This is a genomic window from Pseudomonas fluorescens (genome assembly GCF_902497775.2).
GTDB lineage: Bacteria > Pseudomonadota > Gammaproteobacteria > Pseudomonadales > Pseudomonadaceae > Aquipseudomonas > Aquipseudomonas putida_F.
Map to the genome: position 1 here is coordinate 1335588 of NZ_OZ024668.1, position 15520 is coordinate 1351107.

The 15520-nt window shown below is 61.8% G+C and carries 12 protein-coding genes and 3 pseudogenes; 7 read left to right on the forward strand and 8 right to left on the reverse strand.

Annotated elements, in window-relative coordinates; all coding sequences use genetic code 11:
• Positions 1 to 8: 8 nt before the first annotated feature.
• The 4 genes from F8N82_RS06270 to F8N82_RS06285 all read right to left on the reverse strand — a co-directional run bounded on the left by F8N82_RS06270 (position 9) and on the right by F8N82_RS06285 (position 6073).
• Positions 9 to 1913 carry an alkaline phosphatase D family protein gene (locus tag F8N82_RS06270; RefSeq protein ID WP_038999249.1) on the reverse strand — a complete coding sequence of 635 codons (1905 nt, stop codon included), beginning with the start codon at positions 1911 to 1913 and terminating at the stop codon, positions 9 to 11.
• A gap of 179 nt (positions 1914 to 2092) precedes the next feature.
• Positions 2093 to 3019, reverse strand: a complete 927-nt coding sequence (tal, locus tag F8N82_RS06275) for a transaldolase (protein WP_038994384.1) — start codon at positions 3017 to 3019, stop codon at positions 2093 to 2095.
• A 126-nt stretch (positions 3020 to 3145) separates the two neighbouring features.
• Complete coding sequence (dusA, locus tag F8N82_RS06280; RefSeq protein ID WP_038994386.1) at positions 3146 to 4156, reverse strand: tRNA dihydrouridine(20/20a) synthase DusA; 1011 nt, start codon at positions 4154 to 4156, stop codon at positions 3146 to 3148.
• A gap of 366 nt (positions 4157 to 4522) precedes the next feature.
• Complete coding sequence (locus F8N82_RS06285; protein WP_141231031.1) at positions 4523 to 6073, reverse strand: hypothetical protein; 1551 nt, start codon at positions 6071 to 6073, stop codon at positions 4523 to 4525.
• A 297-nt stretch (positions 6074 to 6370) separates the two neighbouring features.
• On the opposite strand from F8N82_RS06285, the pseudogene F8N82_RS27525 reads away from it, so the two are divergent.
• Positions 6371 to 6489, forward strand: a pseudogene (locus F8N82_RS27525) (IS5/IS1182 family transposase); the annotation flags it as partial.
• 139 nt (positions 6490 to 6628) lie between these two features.
• On the opposite strand, the gene F8N82_RS06290 reads toward F8N82_RS27525, so the two are convergent.
• Complete coding sequence (locus F8N82_RS06290; RefSeq protein WP_038994390.1) at positions 6629 to 7066, reverse strand: acetyltransferase; 438 nt, start codon at positions 7064 to 7066, stop codon at positions 6629 to 6631.
• Positions 7067 to 7672: 606 nt separating this feature from the next.
• On the opposite strand from F8N82_RS06290, the gene F8N82_RS06295 reads away from it, so the two are divergent.
• The 5 genes and pseudogenes from F8N82_RS06295 (at position 7673) to F8N82_RS06310 (ending at position 12773) form a co-directional block, all read left to right on the forward strand.
• On the forward strand, positions 7673 to 8629 hold the full coding sequence (locus tag F8N82_RS06295; protein WP_038999251.1) for a LysR family transcriptional regulator: 957 nt from the start codon (positions 7673 to 7675) through the stop codon (positions 8627 to 8629).
• Between the two features lie 119 nt (positions 8630 to 8748).
• Positions 8749 to 9057, forward strand: a pseudogene (locus tag F8N82_RS27530) (PAS domain-containing protein); the annotation flags it as partial.
• A 309-nt stretch (positions 9058 to 9366) separates the two neighbouring features.
• Positions 9367 to 10314, forward strand: a pseudogene (locus F8N82_RS27535) (methyl-accepting chemotaxis protein); the annotation flags it as partial.
• Between the two features lie 9 nt (positions 10315 to 10323).
• The gene (locus F8N82_RS06305; RefSeq protein ID WP_038994395.1) at positions 10324 to 12081 is read left to right on the forward strand and encodes a putative bifunctional diguanylate cyclase/phosphodiesterase; all 1758 of its coding nucleotides are present in this window, start codon (positions 10324 to 10326) and stop codon (positions 12079 to 12081) included.
• Positions 12082 to 12158: 77 nt separating this feature from the next.
• The gene (locus F8N82_RS06310; protein ID WP_038994397.1) at positions 12159 to 12773 is read left to right on the forward strand and encodes a hypothetical protein; all 615 of its coding nucleotides are present in this window, start codon (positions 12159 to 12161) and stop codon (positions 12771 to 12773) included.
• A 1-nt stretch (position 12774) separates the two neighbouring features.
• Here F8N82_RS06310 and arsH read toward each other — a convergent pair whose 3' ends face one another.
• Genes arsH through F8N82_RS06325 form a run of 3 tightly spaced genes read right to left on the reverse strand, consistent with a single transcriptional unit; the run spans position 12775 to position 14306 of the window.
• Positions 12775 to 13467, reverse strand: coding sequence for an arsenical resistance protein ArsH (arsH, locus tag F8N82_RS06315; RefSeq protein WP_038994399.1), 693 nt, complete (start codon positions 13465 to 13467; stop codon positions 12775 to 12777).
• A gap of 12 nt (positions 13468 to 13479) precedes the next feature.
• On the reverse strand, positions 13480 to 13950 hold the full coding sequence (locus tag F8N82_RS06320; protein WP_038994400.1) for an arsenate reductase ArsC: 471 nt from the start codon (positions 13948 to 13950) through the stop codon (positions 13480 to 13482).
• An 11-nt stretch (positions 13951 to 13961) separates the two neighbouring features.
• On the reverse strand, positions 13962 to 14306 hold the full coding sequence (locus F8N82_RS06325) for a metalloregulator ArsR/SmtB family transcription factor (protein ID WP_038994401.1): 345 nt from the start codon (positions 14304 to 14306) through the stop codon (positions 13962 to 13964).
• A 150-nt stretch (positions 14307 to 14456) separates the two neighbouring features.
• Between F8N82_RS06325 and F8N82_RS06330 the strand changes: the two genes are divergently transcribed.
• Positions 14457 to 15494, forward strand: a complete 1038-nt coding sequence (locus F8N82_RS06330) for a DUF1176 domain-containing protein (protein ID WP_038994403.1) — start codon at positions 14457 to 14459, stop codon at positions 15492 to 15494.
• Positions 15495 to 15520: the final 26 nt, after the last annotated feature.

Consider the following 15520-nt stretch of genomic DNA (forward strand, 5'->3'; position numbering starts at 1 on the left):
GGCGCCCGTCAAACTTCTTTCAAGTCAGCTTGGCGCGGTGCAAACTCGGTTGCCTCGCTGCCATCGGCGTTGAGCTGGAAAATCCGCGCCGGTTGCCCTTGTTCATTGAAAAACACCTGACCCAGGCCTGCGCTGTTCCACAGCCGCTCGCCAGCCTTGCTGTGGGCGGGGGTACGCGGGATCACTTGCATCTGCCGGCGCTTGGTAAACCAGTTGAGTGGTGAGCGTGGCGAGTACAGCCAGCGGTTGAGGCGGTCGAAGGTATCCAGCAGGCGCTTGGGGAACTGGTTCTTGATGCCGCTGCTGGTGATCTGCCACAGGTGCGGGGCGCGCTGGCGGTGGCGGATCAGCACCTCGTAGACGAACGAGTAATGCACATCACCGGACAGGATCACGTAATGCCCCGGCGTGCGCGAGTGGCGGAAGATATTCAGGATGACCTGCGCCGCACCGCGATGGGCCATCCAGTTCTCGGCATCCACCAGCAGCGGATAGCCCAGCCAACTGAACACCCGCTGCACGCTCTCGATCAGTTTGACGCCGAAGATCGGTGCCGGCGAGACGATGATTGCCGAAGGGTGGTCGAGCAGCGCCTGCTGCAGCTCGCTGAGGGCTTCCCAGTCGAGCAGGCCCGAAGGCTTGTTGAAGTTGCTTTCACTGCGCCAGCGCCGGGTGCGGGTGTCCAGCACCAGCAGCGCCGGGCTGCTCGGCAGGACGAACTGCCAGCCCTGAAAGCGCAACACCTCGTTGATCAGGGCATCCTGCAGCGGCGTGTCGAGGTAGTCATCGGCGTCGGCACTGTGGCTGAAGGCCTGACAATGCTCCAGCAGCGCGGTAAAGGCATCGGGGTTGTTGCCCCAACCCTGGCACAGCAGGTAGCCGAGCAGGGCGTTGCCGATGATGCGCTTGGAGAACGGATGGCCGTAGGCGGTTTCTTCCCACTGCGCCGAGAGGTTCCAGTCATCGGTGATGTCGTGGTCGTCGAAAATCATCAGGCTCGGCAAGTGCGCCAACACCCGCGCCACCCCGCCAAGGCCACTGGCAAAAACCTCGATCAGCTGTTGCTCCTGGCGGTAGCGCGCCTGGCGCTGGGCGTTGAGGCCGGGCGGCATCTGCACGTCGATCAGGCCCCAGGGCAGCGGTGACCAGACCAACAGGTACATGGCCATGACTTCGGCGAAGGTCACCAGGTGGTTGTCGGCGTTGCTGCTGGTGAAGATCGGCTTGCGCGTGCCGCCAAAAAAACGCGCGCGCAGGGTTTCGTTGCTCTCCAACGCCGGCAGCAGGTCGGCGCGATGGTAATAGCAGGCCGGATGCTGGTAGAGCGCGGCACTGTCATCGACCACCGCACCTTGCAACTGCTCGCCAAACAGCCCCAGGCGCTCGATCAGCGCGTGTATGGCGCGCAACATCGGCCCGGCGACATCGTCGGCATACACCTGGTCACCGCTCATCATCAGCAGGGCAGGGCGCTGCAACGGCGCGGGGTTTTCCAGCAACAGGCGGTCGGCGCATAACAAGCCGTCCGCTGCCGGGTGATGAGGCTTGCGGCACGAGCCGTGGAGCAGTTGCTCCAGGTGTGAACGCAGGACCAGGTTCGGCCGTTGTGCGCCGGGGTAGAGCAGGTGCGGCGCGTACTGGGCGATGCCTTGGCTGTTGAGAATCAGGTCGTAGTCGACCTGCTCATCGCAGGGCAGCGGGCTGTCGAGGCGGATGTCGAGCAGGTGGACAAAGGCGTGGCGGCCGATCGGCACAACCGTGCAGTTGATATCGGCAGTAATGCCTGTGCAGCTCAGTTGCAGCTCGGCTTGCAGCGGCTCGGAGGCTACCAGCCAGAACACGATTCGCGTGGGTTCGAGACGGCGCAGTAAAGGCCCGGCCAGTACTGCGGGTAATTCGGAAGATTCAGACATCAACATCTCTGAAAGCAAAGTCGAAAGCATCGCGGGTCAAGTCGAGTCGTCGCACCGCCGCTCCCACTTGATGGGTGGGAGCGGCGGTGCGACGACTCGACTTGACCCGCGATGATGAGGCCCTGAAGGCCGATAAGATGCTCTACGCTGCACCCCTCACTGGCAAACCCAGATTTGTATCAGGCCTTTGCCGCCAACAACGCCTCGAGCTTCTCCTGATCCCGGGCGAACTGGCGAATCCCCTCGGCCAGTTTCTCGGTGGCCATGGCATCTTCGTTCGACGCCCAGCGGAACTGGCTCTCGCTCAGTTGCTGGCGCGCCTCACCGTTTTTGCCTGGCTTCAAGAGACGCGGCAACTGGCCCTGATCATCGCTCAACTGCTGCAGCAGCTCGGGGCTGATGGTCAGCCGGTCGCAGCCCGCCAGTTGCTCGATCTGGCCGATATTGCGGAAGCTTGCGCCCATGACCACGGTCTTGTAGTCATTGGTCTTGTAGTAGTCGTAGATGCGCGTCACCGATTGCACGCCCGGGTCTTCGGCGCCGACGTACTCTTTGCCGGTGGACTTCTTGTACCAGTCGTAGATGCGCCCCACGAACGGCGAAATCAAAAACACCCCGGCGTCGGCGCAGGCCTGGGCCTGGGCGAAGGAGAACAGCAGGGTCAGGTTGGTCTGGATGCCTTCTTTTTCCAGGATCTCGGCGGCGCGGATGCCTTCCCAGGTCGAGGCCAGCTTGATCAGCACCCGGTCACGGCCGATACCGGCCTTGTCGTACAGCGCGATCAACTGCCGGGCCTTGGCCAGCAGCGCCGGTTGGTCGAAGGACAGGCGGGCGTCGACCTCGGTGGAAATGCGCCCCGGAATCACTTTGAGAATGCCGGCGCCAACGGCCACGGCAAAGGCGTCACAGGCAAGGCCGACATCGCCCTTGCTGTGCTCGACCGACTGCTGGAGCAGCTCGGCATAACCGGGCATGGCCGCGGCCTTGAGCAGCAGGGAAGGGTTGGTGGTGGCATCGACCGGTTTCAGGCGGCTGATGGCATCGATATCACCGGTGTCGGCAACCACAGTGGTGAACTGCTTGAGTTGTTCCAGCTTGGAAGTCATGGGCGTGCTCTGTCCTGTGCAATGGATCGACATTACCCGAGCGCTGCCAGCCGCTCAAGGGCTGGCTGGCAGGCGGGGCGAAGTGGGATAAGCCTTCGAGTGCCAAAGCGCGCACAGGTTCCGGGGCTAGCGCCCCTGCAGCAGCTCGCCGGCCTGGTCGAGCAGGGCCAGCGGGTCCTTGCTCTTGTGGATATCCACCGACAGCAACTGGCGGAACTTGCGCGCCCCCGGGAAGCCTTGGCCAAGGCCGAGAATATGCCGGGTGATGTGGTGCATGGCGCCACCGCAGGCCAGGTGCGCTGCAATATAAGGGCGCAACTTGGCCAGCGCCTCGCTGCGGCTGATCACCGGCGCGCTGCTGCCGAACAACTGCTGATCGACCTCGGCCAGCAGGTACGGGTTGTGATAAGCCTCGCGGCCGAGCATTACCCCGTCGAACGTCTTCAGGTGCTCCTGGCATTCAGCCAGGGTCTTGATCCCGCCGTTGAGCACCAGCTCCAGGTCGGGGAAGTCCGCTTTCAACTGCGCGGCGACGTCATAGCGCAGCGGTGGAATCTCGCGGTTCTCCTTCGGCGACAGGCCTTCGAGAATCGCGATCCGCGCGTGCACGGTAAAACTGCGGCAACCGGCGTCGCGCACCTGGCCGACGAAATCGCACAGCTCGGCGTAGCTGTCGCGGCCATTGATACCGATGCGGTGCTTGACCGTCACCGGAATCTGCACCGCATCCTGCATCGCCTTCACGCAATCGCCGACCAGCGCCGGATGGCCCATCAGGCAGGCGCCGATCATATTGTTCTGCACCCGATCGCTCGGGCAGCCGACGTTGAGGTTGACCTCATCATACCCGCCAGCCTCGGCCAGCTTGGCACACGCGGCCAAATCAGCCGGCACACTGCCGCCCAACTGCAGAGCCAACGGATGCTCGGCCTCGCTATGACGCAGGAACCGCTCGGCATCACCGTGCAGCAAGGCACCGGTGGTGACCATTTCGGTGTAGAGCAGGGCGTTGCTGGAGAGCAGGCGCAGGAAGAACCGGCAGTGGCGGTCGGTCCAGTCCATCATAGGCGCAACGCTGAAGCGGCGGGACGGCTCAGGGCGCGGGTTTACTGGGGTTGAGGCGGATTCTAGAGGCATTTTCGGTTACGTGTTTTGTACCATTTCTGGGCGTTTTTGATGGATCGTTGGTCCGGCGTACCAACGCAGCCGCCGAGATCAGGGTTGCGGCCAGTGATCGAGAACAGCCTGGAGGGGGGCGAGCAGTTGCTGTGCCAAGATCCGTATCAAAAACAAAGGTGTCATAGTCTACCAAGAGTGTCAGGTATTCGCCTGCAATCAGGCTGCCAAGGCTTAGGCGAAGCGACGAGAGACTAACGGTGGCTGAACCTGGAATGCCCAATCATGCGCGCTAGCGCACGTTGGGTGCAAAGCAGCGGGACAGCCCGGGAGAGTGAACTCCCGGGCCTGGCTGCAGCACCCCTGGGTTGCCAGGGGGGAGAGCGCTTAGTTGCGCGTGTAAACCCCCTCGATGTTGTTCAGGTCGATGCCCAGTGCCTCGAACTCCTCAAGCACGTACCTGAAACACACCGCGGCTGATGGCTTGTAGTGGCCCGAGCTGTCGTTGATCTCGATGTACAACTCCGTGAGAAAGATGTTCGAGCTTCGCCGGGTCAGGTAGAACTCGCCGGCACAAGTAACCGGGCGCCCTTGGTTGAGGTCGCTGTGCCGCGTGTACTGGCGACTGTCGAGCTCAAGCTGGGAATTCCACTTGTAGAGGATTTTCCCGCCCGGCGTCAGTACCCACGAATAGTGCCCCTCGGACTTTTCATACAGGGGCAGTTCCTCGGTAATCTGTCGCTTGAGCTGGTCCCCGTACAACTTCCCGTTGCGCATGGGCAGAAGTATGCCGACACCATCGATCTCGGCAGGATCGTGGTACTTGAAGATCGGGCCGCCGTTCTTGACGTAGCGTATCCAATCCGCCAGGTAGGGCGACCAACCAACGGCATAACTAGGCTGATAGCTCGTGGATGAACCTGCGTCCAGGCAGACACCGGGTGCACCCTCCTGGGCAGCGGATGCCGAGTTGGAGTAGTCGAGAAGCGGAAGCCGGCGTACCGTGTACTCGGTATCGGACAGCAACTCCTGGATGAACCAGTAGTTACTCGACTGGTTCTGTCCGTAGAAGTAGGAGATGCCGCCCTGCTCGTAGGCAAACTGTGTAGCGTAGGGGTTGCCCCACCGCCCGTTCATGATCTCCTCGCCCATTGCTCCGCCCGGCAACAGTTCCTGGACGAACCAGTAGTTGGTATCAAGGTTCTGACCATAGAAGTACTGGCGCCCGTACTGCTGCGCCGGATAGGCGAACTGAACAGCATAGGCGTTGTCCCAGCGCCCGCTGGCTGTTGTTTTGCCTACCTTGCCGCCGGCCAGGAGTTCTTTGATGAACCAGCTTCGGTTATTTATGTTCTGCCCGTAGAAATACTGGCTACCGCCTACACTGAAGGGAAATTGAACCGCGAACGGTCCATCCAGGGTACCGTTCGCGGTTTCCTGGCCCATCTTGCCGCCAGCAAGCAGCTCCTGGATGAACCAGTAGTTGGTTTTCAGGTTCTGCCCGTAGAAGAACTGACGCCCGCCGACGGAAAATGCAAACTGGCTCGCATAGGGGTTGTTCCAGCGGCCATTGGCGGTTTCCTGGCCCATCTTGCCACCGGCTAGCAACTCCTGGATAAACCAGTAATTGGTCTCCAGGTTCTGGCCGTAGAAGTATTGACGACCACCAACCGAAAAGGCGAACTGGACCGCATAGGAGTTGTCCCAGCGACCGTTGGCAGTCTCCTGACCCATCTTGCCGCCTGGCAGCAGTTCCTGGATGAACCAGTAGTGGGTCTTCAGGTTCTGGCCATAGAAGAACTGACGTCCGGCGATGGAGAAGGTGAACTGGATAGCGTACGGATTATCCCAACGGCCATTGGCCGTTTCGTTGCCCATGCTGACCTGAAGACGTGAATCATTCCCGGAAACCAAGGTCCCCGATACAGTATTTTGCATGACTTGCCTCCTTGCACACCTAGGCTGCTCTCGCCCGAGCGCTCACGAAACTTACTGCACCGCGCTGAGTTCGAGCCGCTGATAACCGGTATATCCGTTACCGAAACCAACGTTATAGGGTCTTCAGGTGCGAAGGCTGGACGCACTTGCAGCGGCCCCGGGGAAGGTTAGTTAAAAGAACGGCCTATACCATCCTGATACTCGCCATTTGATTGTCAAGCGAGCACCGTGCGCTGACGATAGCCGAGTGCCATTACCTGTCAATGTGCTATCCGATAGCCGGACAATGACGATGGGCTAAAAGAGAGCCGCCGCATCGTCACACGCTTTGACAAGCTCGCGAAAAGCTATGCAGCGATGGTCTCGTTAGCTTGAGCTATGTGAGTTTGCGACATTACTTCTCGTACAGAACCTAGTGTGCCAAGAATGCCAGGCATTCACCCGCAAGTAGGCAGTGGGGTGCTTGAACGTGCATGAATTAGCAACAACACGATGGTCTCGCGACAGATCAATCGCCCCTACGCGGGAGCGCAGGGGCGATTTTCTATCATGCGCTTAGCCGGGCAAGCTCATGTGCAGCAACGGGAACGGCCGGCCTTCGCCATCCAGTGGGGAGCGGCCGGTTTGAACAAAGCCGTAATGCAGATAAAACCCCACCGCCTGGGGATTTTGCTCGTTTACGTCAACGCTCATCGTAGCGCGCGAACTGCGGGCGAAATCCAGTAGCGCCCGGCCAATGCCTTGCCCGCGCAGGTCTGGATCAATGAAGAGCATTTCTACGTGGGTTTGATTGAGCCCAATAAAACCCAGCGGGCAGTCTTCAGTGTCTACCGTAACCCATAACTCAACAGCGGGTAGGTAGACGTCGCGCAGTTGCGGAAGCAACGCGTCTATGTCGGACGCTTGCAGGAAGTGGTGGGTAGCACGCACGGAGCGCAGCCAGATGTCGAGCAGTGGCGGGTAGTCGGCAGCGTTAGCCTGACGAATGATCATGAAATCATCCTTGTACACTTGATAGCGGAGATGGAGGCACGCCAATGGTTAGCGACCGTATAAGTGTCGGCATCTGTATGACCGCTTCGCGAGTTAACGCCTGGGCAGTGCACGGCAGGGGTAGCCGAAAAGGAGGGGCCGAGAAAATTACTGGGTGCTTTTCGATGTGTCAAGGAAAGTGGACGCTTGAGCGTGGCCGCCCCGCGCGGGGTTTTCATGCCTGCAGGGCAAGTAGAGATAGTAAATCTTGCAGATATTCCAAGTTGTTATACGTGTGTTCATTATTTTTATTTCAACTTGGCTTTCCCCGTTTATAGGCTGATTGGAATACCAGGCCAGCCCCTGCCTTGCTGATGTCTGAAAGTATGTTATGCTCGGAAAATAACCCCCGCCGCACACCTTTCCCCTACCTGCTTTTCTCCCCTAAATTGATGATCTACATCAGTTTTTCGCTCGTCTGCGCGCTCTATATTGAATTTAAAGGAATGAACAACTCTCCCCGCCATGCTGAGAAGTTTCGGTGTGAAAGTTTATAAAACAATAAGGAATCGCCCGTTAGGTTGAGTGCTGTTACGCATGGCGCTCGATCATCATCCGGTGTTACCCATGAAGTCGACCGTTGTCTCTGTTGCCCGCAAACTCAAACTCTATCAATTGGTGGTCTTCGACCAGGTGCTGCGCAGCGGCTCGCTGGTGGGCGCGGCCCAGGCGCTGAACCTGACCCAGCCGGCCGTGACCAAGATCATCCACGAAATGGAAGCCTTCCTCGGCGCCGCCCTGCTGGTGCGTGGCAACCGCGGGGTGCGTGCCACCGAGCTGGGCGGGGTGGTGGTGCGCCGCGCCCATGCCATGCTCACGGAACTGCGCAGCCTCACCGACGAGGTCAACGCCTACCACAGCGGCACCACCGGCCAGGTCATGGTCGGTTCCTTGACCTCGTCATCGGCCTTGCTGCTGCCGCATACCTTGCGCCTGCTCAAAGAGAGCGCGCCGGGGGTGCTGGTGACGGTGCGGGTCGGGCATATGGACCAGCTGTTCTCAAGCCTGTTGGCCGGCGAGCTGGATATTGTCGTCGGGCGCATCCCGGATGATTGGCGCCGGCATGAGTACGAGCCGCGGCTGAAGGTCGATGTATTGTGCGAGGAGGGGCTGTGCATCGTCGCTGGCGCTGAGCACCCGCTGCACGCCAGCGGCCGGCCGGTGAGCCTGGCCGAGCTGCATCCGTTCCCATGGATTTTGCCACCGCGCAGCGGCCTGCTGCGGCGCACTGTCGACCGCCTGTTCGAAGAGCTGGACCTGGGGCCGCCGGCCAACGTCATCGAGTCGATCGCGGCCCTGACCAACTACGAATTGATGCAGGACCAACAGACCGTCGGCTTCTTCCCCCTGCAAACCACCCAGCAGTTGGCCCAGGGCGGCAAGCTCAAGGCCTTCGACCTCGGCAAGCCGTTGAGCTTTGGCAGCATTGGCTGCTTCTACTCGGCCAATCGCAGCCTCGACCCGGCCAGCCGGCTGTTTCGCGAATGCCTGACCCTGGCCAACCAGCCCAACGCGGAAAATTAACCAGGTATTCCATATCGCTATAGCTGCAGCCGCTCTATTCATGAGGTATGGCCAATTGCCACACCTACAATGCGGGTTCTTATACCCGATTGATCTCGCAATAACGGATACCCAGCGCAATGAGAAGCAATCTGCCGGTCACCCAGCAGGAAGTCATCTTCCAGAACGAACAGCGGCTGATTTCTGCCACCGACCTGCACGGCAACCTGACCTACTGCAACGATGAGCTGGTGGCCATCAGTGGCTTCAGCCGTGAGGAGCTGATTGGCAGCCCGCACAATATCGTTCGCCACCCGGACATGCCGGAGGCGGTGTTTGCCCACATGTGGTCGTACCTCAAGGACGGCAAGAGCTGGATGGGCATCGTCAAGAACCGTTGCCGCAATGGCGATCACTATTGGGTCAGCGCCTACGTCACGCCGATCCTCGAAGGCACTGCGGTGGTGGGCTACGAGTCGGTGCGGGTCAAGCCGCAGCGCGCCGATATCGAGCGCGCCGCAGCGCTCTACGAGCGCATTCGCACGGGCAAGAAGAGCTGGAGTTTCAAGCTCCTGGCAAAGGCCGTGAAAGAGCAGGCGCTGGCGCCGGTGGCGCTTGGCGTGCCCTGCCTTGCGGCCGTGTGGTACCTGGATAGCTGGGCGGCGCTGGCCGTATTGACCTGCGGTTTTGTCGGCATGCAGGTGGCTGCGCACTGGAACCTGCAGCGCAAGTTCGCCCTGGCCCGGCGTGCCACCGCCGACAGTTTCGACAGCGAACTGATCGCCCGCACCTACACCGACGAGCACGGCGCCGTGGCGCAGTTGATGATGTCGCTGATCAGCGAACAGGCCAAGGTGCGCACCGCCCTCAGCCGTTCCGGCGACTATGCGCAGAAGACCGAAACCATGGCCGGCGAGAGTGGCAAGCTGGCCCAGGCTTCCGAGTCGTCGTTGCAGCGCCAGCGCGACGAGACCGACATGGCCGCCACCGCCATGACCGAGATGGCGGCATCGATCGCTGAGGTGTCGACCCACATCCACGACACCGCCCGCGAAGCCGACGACGTCAACCAGCTGACCCGGGTTGGCTCCGAAGAAGCCGGCAAGACCCGTCTGGTGATCGAGAAACTGCAGGACACGGTGAACCAGATCAGCCAGTCGGTGGAGAACTTCGCCGACGAAACCCAGTCGATCCAGATCGCCTCGAACATGATTCGCCAGATCGCCGACCAGACCAACCTGCTGGCGCTCAACGCCGCCATTGAAGCGGCGCGGGCCGGCGAGCAGGGGCGTGGCTTTGCCGTGGTCGCCGATGAAGTGCGGGCCTTGGCGTTCAAGACCCAGGAGTCGACCGAAACCATCCAGACCATCATCCAGTCGCTGCACAGCGCCGCCAACCAGGCGGTGGATATCGCCCGCCAGGGCAGTGACGAGGCTCATGCTGGCGTCGATCAGGTGATTGCCACCCAGAATGCCCTGGAAGGCATCGGCGTGGCGGTCGAGCATATCCACCAGATGACCGAGCAGATGGCCGCCGCCTCCGAGCAGCAGGCCCATGTCGCCGAGGACATCAGCCGGCAGATCACTACCATCGCCCAGGTGTCCGAACAGAACGTCGACATTGCCGCCAGCTCCGCCACCATTGGTCGTGAGCTTGAACATACGGCGCATGAGATGTACGCGCTGGTGGACCGGTTCAACCGCTAGGCCGCGATCATGACCCGAGAGGATTTCGACAAGCTCGCGGCCAACGCCGAGCGCGAGCTGACCAGCATTCCCTACGCGATTTTCGAGGCCGCCGCCGATGCCATTATCATCACCGATGAGTGGGGGCGGGTGCAGGCGATCAATGCTGCGGCGCAGAAGCTGTTCGGCTACAGCTTCGGCGAACTGGCCGGGGCCAACATTGCCCGGTTGATGCCCCGGGCCTACGCCGAGCGCCATGATCAGTGCCTGGCGTCCTACCGTGCTGGCGGCGGGCGCAAGCTCAATGGCCTGGTGCGCGAGCTGCTGGGCAAGCGCAAGGACGGCTCGCTGTTCGACTTGCACGTGAGTGTCGGCGAACTGTTGCTGGGCGGCCGGCAATTGCTGATCGGGGTTTGCTACGACATCAGTGAGCAGTTGCAGATGCACCGGCGCATCAACCACCTGGCCAGCCACGACACCCTGACCCATTGCATGAACCGCAGCGCCCTGCATGAGCGTCTGCAACAGGAGATCGCCCTGGCAGTGGCGCACGGACAGCAACTGGTGCTGGTGTTCATCGACCTCGATGGCTTGAAGATCATCAATGACAACCACGGCCACTACGTTGGCGACCGGGTGCTGGTCGGCGTCGCCGAGCGCATTCGCCAGTGCCTGGCCGGCGCGGGCCTGTTGGCCCGGGTCGGTGGTGACGAGTTTGTCGTAGTGGTGCGCCAGGCGTTTGCCGAGCAGGGCGGCATGAGCCTGGCCACGCGCCTGTTCGACTGCCTGCGAGCGCCGCTGCGGATCGACGGCATGGCCCTGACCGTGCGCGCAAGCCTGGGGGTCAGTACCTGCGCCAACTGCCCCGAGGGCGTAACGCCTGCGCCCGACCAACTGATCATCGATGCCGACTTTGCCATGTACCAGGCCAAGAAGGCCGGCGGTAATCGCATTGCCTGTTTCAACCCGGCCATGCGCGTCACTCAGCATCGCGAACAGCAGCGTCTGGAGCGCTTGCGCCAGGCCATTGACGCTCAGCAACTGGAGCTGCATTACCAGCCGCAATTCGAACTGGCCGACCCGCAGCGGATCACTGGCCTTGAGGCCCTGCTGCGCTGGAACGACGGGGTTTACGGCCCGGTGTCGCCCGAGGTGTTCATCCCCTTGGCTGAGCAGAACGGGCTGATGTCGGCGCTCAATGATTGGGTGGTCACCCGTGCCTGCGCCGACAATCGCGCGTTGATCGAGGCCGGCCTGCTGGACGTGCCGGTGGCGGTGAACATGAGCGGCTATTCGTTCATGCAGTGTGACTTTGTCGCCAGGCTCACGGCTGCCCTTGAGCGCAGCGGCTTGGCGGCCAACCGCCTGGAAATCGAAGTGACCGAGACCGCTGCGCTCAAGGATATCGAGCAGGCGCGGCAGAATATCCTGCTGTTGCAGGGCATGGGCGTGCGCGTGTCGATTGACGATTTCGGTACCGGCTATTCATCGCCCAGCACCTTGCGGGCCTTGCCGTTCGAGAAGCTCAAGATTGACCGGGTGTTCGTCAATGAGGTCCAGGGCAACCCGATCGACCAGGCCATTGTCAAAGGCTACCTGATGCTGGCCGAAAGTCTGGGCATCCAGGTGGTGGCCGAGGGTATCGAAACCCGTGAGCAGCTGGATTACCTCAAGGCCCAGGGATGCAGCCTCGGTCAGGGCTTCTGGTTCTGCCGGCCGTTGCCGATGGATCGCTTGCTGCAGTTCGTCATGGGCCGTGAGCGTGCCGGGCGTCGGTTGGTGCGCTAGCGCCGGCAAGGCTTGCCTACACTTAGTGGTCGCCTGTGCAATGGATGCATGGGGTAATGTCATGGAGATCAGTGGCAATGAATCCGCCCGGAAAAGGACTTCCCGAGACCTTCCTGCAAGCCGCCGCCCTGCGTGAGCACGACCGCTATCCCGACGACATGGACTGGCAGGCGCTGGTCCATGCCTTTTTCCCCGACAGCGTGGTCGGCATGGCCCAATCGTTGTCGAACATCACCGCAGCCTTCTACGGCCTGATGCTTGAGCAAGCGGGGGAAATGTTCGGCCGTGAGCACATCAATCGCCTGTCCGAGCGCATGTTCTATCGCCTGGGCCGGCGCATGGCGGCGCAGTATCTGGCCAGCAAGGTGCTGCTCGAGCGCGATGCCCGTGGCCTGGGCCGGCTGGTGGCCGCGGCGATTTTCACCTCCAGCCCGGAGTATCGACTGGAAGTGTTCGAATTCAGCCCAGCCCAGGTGCGCTTGCGCATCAAAGGCGCCGACCGCTACCACCGCATCGCCCGGGAACTGGGGTTCGAGGATGCGCTGCGGTGGCCGGTGCTACGCGAGTTTTTTCGCGGCCAGGGTGATGGGCTGGGGGTTACCGATCACTATCTGCTGACCATGGACCTGATCAGCCTGGATGACGACAGCCGCTGCCACTACCGGCTGGATATCGTCAGGCGCCAGCTGTAGCTCAGATCGAGCGCTGGCCGACACGCTTGGACAAGGCCTCGGCCGACTCCTTGCGCTCGGAGTAGCGGTCCACCAGGTGCTCGCTGCGCCCGCGCAGCAGCAGGGTGAACTTGACCAACTCCTCCATGACGTCGACCACGCGGTCGTAATAGGCCGATGGTTTCATCCGGTCGTTGCCGTCGAACTCCAGCCAGGCCTTGGGCACCGAGGACTGGTTGGGGATGGTGAACATGCGCATCCAGCGCCCCAGTACCCGCAGCTGGTTGACCACGTTGAACGACTGCGAACCGCCGCACACCTGCATCACCGCCAAGGTCTTGCCCTGGGTCGGACGCACCGCGCCCATGGCCAGTGGCACCCAGTCGATCTGCGCCTTGAACACCGCCGACATGGCGCCGTGACGCTCGGGCGAGCACCACACCTGGCCTTCGGACCACTGCATGAGTTCACGCAGTTCCGCCACTTTGGGATGATCGTCTGGCGCGTCATCGGGCAGGGGCAGGCCGCTTGGGTTGAAAACCCTTGTTTCGGCGCCGAAGTGCTCAAGCAGGCGCGCGGCTTCCTCGGTCAGCAGGCGGCTGAACGAGCGTTCGCGGGTCGAGCCGTAAAGCAGCAGGATACGCGGCTTGTGCTCGTCATGGCTGGCGTTGGCCGGGATCAGGTCGAGGTCGAGATTGGGCAGTTGGTCGTTCATGGAAGCGTCCTTTTACAGGGTGCCGATGCGGTCGATTTCAGCCTGCAGCTGGTCGCGGCTCAGGCGCTCGAAGGGCAGGGCGAGGAAGGTTTTGCAGCGCAGTTCGATACGCGCCAGGGTGGCGTCGAAGGCGGCATCGAGCAGAGTGTCGGTGCCGTGGATTTCGGACGGATCCGCCAGGCCCCAGTGGGTCTTCAGCGCCGGGCCGAAGTACAGCGGGCAGGCTTCGCCGGCGGCGTTGTCGCAGACGGTGATGACGATATCCGGCGGGTTGCCGGCAAAGGCCTCGTTGCCCTTGCTGCTCAGACCGGCGGTGGGTATGCCGGCGCGATGCAGGGTCGACAGGCTGCGAGGATGCACCTGGCCCTTGGGAAAACTGCCGGCACTGACTGCTTCGAAGCCGGCCGGCGCCAGGTGGTTGAACAGCGCTTCGCAAAGAATGCTGCGGCAGCTGTTGGCAGTGCACATGAACAGGACGCGCATGGTGAGATTCCTCAGCAGCAGGCAGTGCGGGCAGGGCGATCACCCATGCCGTCGAGGCGGGTGCTGTCGGCGCTGAGCCACTGGCCGTTGGCCTCAAGGGTCAACTGCAGCACCTGGTTGACCCAGGCCGGCAGTTGCGGGTTGAGCCGGTAATACACCCACTGGCCCTGGCGGCGGTCGAGCAACAGGCCGCAGGTGCGCAGTTGCGCCAGGTGGCGGGAGATCTTTGGCTGGCTGTCGTCGAGCGCGCACATCAGCTCGCACACGCACAGCTCGCCTTCGCGGGCGATCAGCAGCGTGGCGCGGGCGCGGGTTTCGTCGGCGAGGCACTTGAACAGGGCGGCGGGGGTCAGCATCGAATCGACCTTTATACATATGGAGATTCGAATATACGAATTTCCATATGTATATGGCAAGTCCGATCTACCGGCCGGTCAATGCCGTGGGAGCAGAACTTCAACAGCCCAAGGGATAGAATGCGTCGCTCACCTGAAACGGAATTCATCATGACCGCACCGCTGCATGCCGCCTTTCTCTCCCTGCTGGCCTTGCCCGCTGTTACCCAGGCGACGGCAATCGAGCCGGTACCGTTGTACAAACACCTCAAGGACTGGGTAGTGGGTTGTGACAATACCCGCCAATGCACGGCCGTGGCCGCCGACGAAAATGCCGATATGCCGTTGGGCATACAAATCGTGCGCGCGGCAGGCATCGATGGGCAATTGCAGGTGCTGATCTTCAGCCAGAGTTCGCTTGCGGCGCCGTTGCAACTCGATGGCAAGCCGCTGGTGCTCGCGAGCGATGCGCAGGAGAGTGGTGTAGTGTTCTGGCGCGCCAGCGGCGAGCAGGCCATGGCTCTGCTCAAAGCCTTGCGCAATGGCGCACGCCTGACTTCACAGAGCAACGATGGCGAGCTGGGTAGTTCGCTCAATGGCCTGAGTGCCTCGTTGTTGCTGATCGATTCGGTGCAGGGACGGGTAGGGCATCGCAGTGCATTCGTGCGTACAGGTGACGCGCCGGACAGCGCTGTGCCGCCGGCGCCAGCGTTGCCCAAGCTGGCGCCATTTGTACGCCCCGAGCCTATGGGTGAAGCAGAGGCCCGGCGCATTAGCGAGGTGGTCATGACTGCCACTGCGGATGATTGGCGCGACCCAGGCGCTGACTGGAGGCCGGACGGCGCCCAGGCCTACGCCTTGAGCCGTGAAACCGCACTGGTCAGTTTTCGTTTCGGTTGCGGTGCCTACAACTGCGAGTATGCGCTTTACACCACCTCGCGGGCGCATCCTGAGCAGGCAAAGGCGCTGCAGCTGGAGACGATTGCGGTGCAGGAGCAGTGGGGGGATTTTGGTGGCTCGGTAGGGTATGACCCCGACACCGGGGTGCTCAGCAGTTTCGTCCTGGGCCGGGGGATAGGCGACTGTGGCGCTGCGCAGAGTTGGCGCTTCGATGGTCAGCGCATGCAACTGCGCTCGCTGGCGCGCTTGGGCAGTTGCACCGGCACCTGGTCGGAACAATGGCCAGTGCTGTGGCGAACGCAGGATTGACCCTGGGGCTGTGGGATTTGTGTCGC

Coding starts and splice junctions, on each gene's coding strand:
- F8N82_RS06330 (WP_038994403.1), top strand. CDS start 14,457: ATGACCGCACCGCTGCATGCCGCCTTTCTCTCCCTGCTGGCCTTGCCC.
- dusA (WP_038994386.1), bottom strand. CDS start 4,156: ATGCCTCTAGAATCCGCCTCAACCCCAGTAAACCCGCGCCCTGAGCCG.
- F8N82_RS06290 (WP_038994390.1), bottom strand. CDS start 7,066: ATGATCATTCGTCAGGCTAACGCTGCCGACTACCCGCCACTGCTCGAC.
- F8N82_RS06320 (WP_038994400.1), bottom strand. CDS start 13,950: ATGCGCGTCCTGTTCATGTGCACTGCCAACAGCTGCCGCAGCATTCTT.
- F8N82_RS06310 (WP_038994397.1), top strand. CDS start 12,159: ATGAATCCGCCCGGAAAAGGACTTCCCGAGACCTTCCTGCAAGCCGCC.
- arsH (WP_038994399.1), bottom strand. CDS start 13,467: ATGAACGACCAACTGCCCAATCTCGACCTCGACCTGATCCCGGCCAAC.
- F8N82_RS06295 (WP_038999251.1), top strand. CDS start 7,673: ATGAAGTCGACCGTTGTCTCTGTTGCCCGCAAACTCAAACTCTATCAA.
- F8N82_RS06285 (WP_141231031.1), bottom strand. CDS start 6,073: ATGCAAAATACTGTATCGGGGACCTTGGTTTCCGGGAATGATTCACGT.
- F8N82_RS06270 (WP_038999249.1), bottom strand. CDS start 1,913: ATGTCTGAATCTTCCGAATTACCCGCAGTACTGGCCGGGCCTTTACTG.
- F8N82_RS06305 (WP_038994395.1), top strand. CDS start 10,324: ATGACCCGAGAGGATTTCGACAAGCTCGCGGCCAACGCCGAGCGCGAG.
- tal (WP_038994384.1), bottom strand. CDS start 3,019: ATGACTTCCAAGCTGGAACAACTCAAGCAGTTCACCACTGTGGTTGCC.
- F8N82_RS06325 (WP_038994401.1), bottom strand. CDS start 14,306: ATGCTGACCCCCGCCGCCCTGTTCAAGTGCCTCGCCGACGAAACCCGC.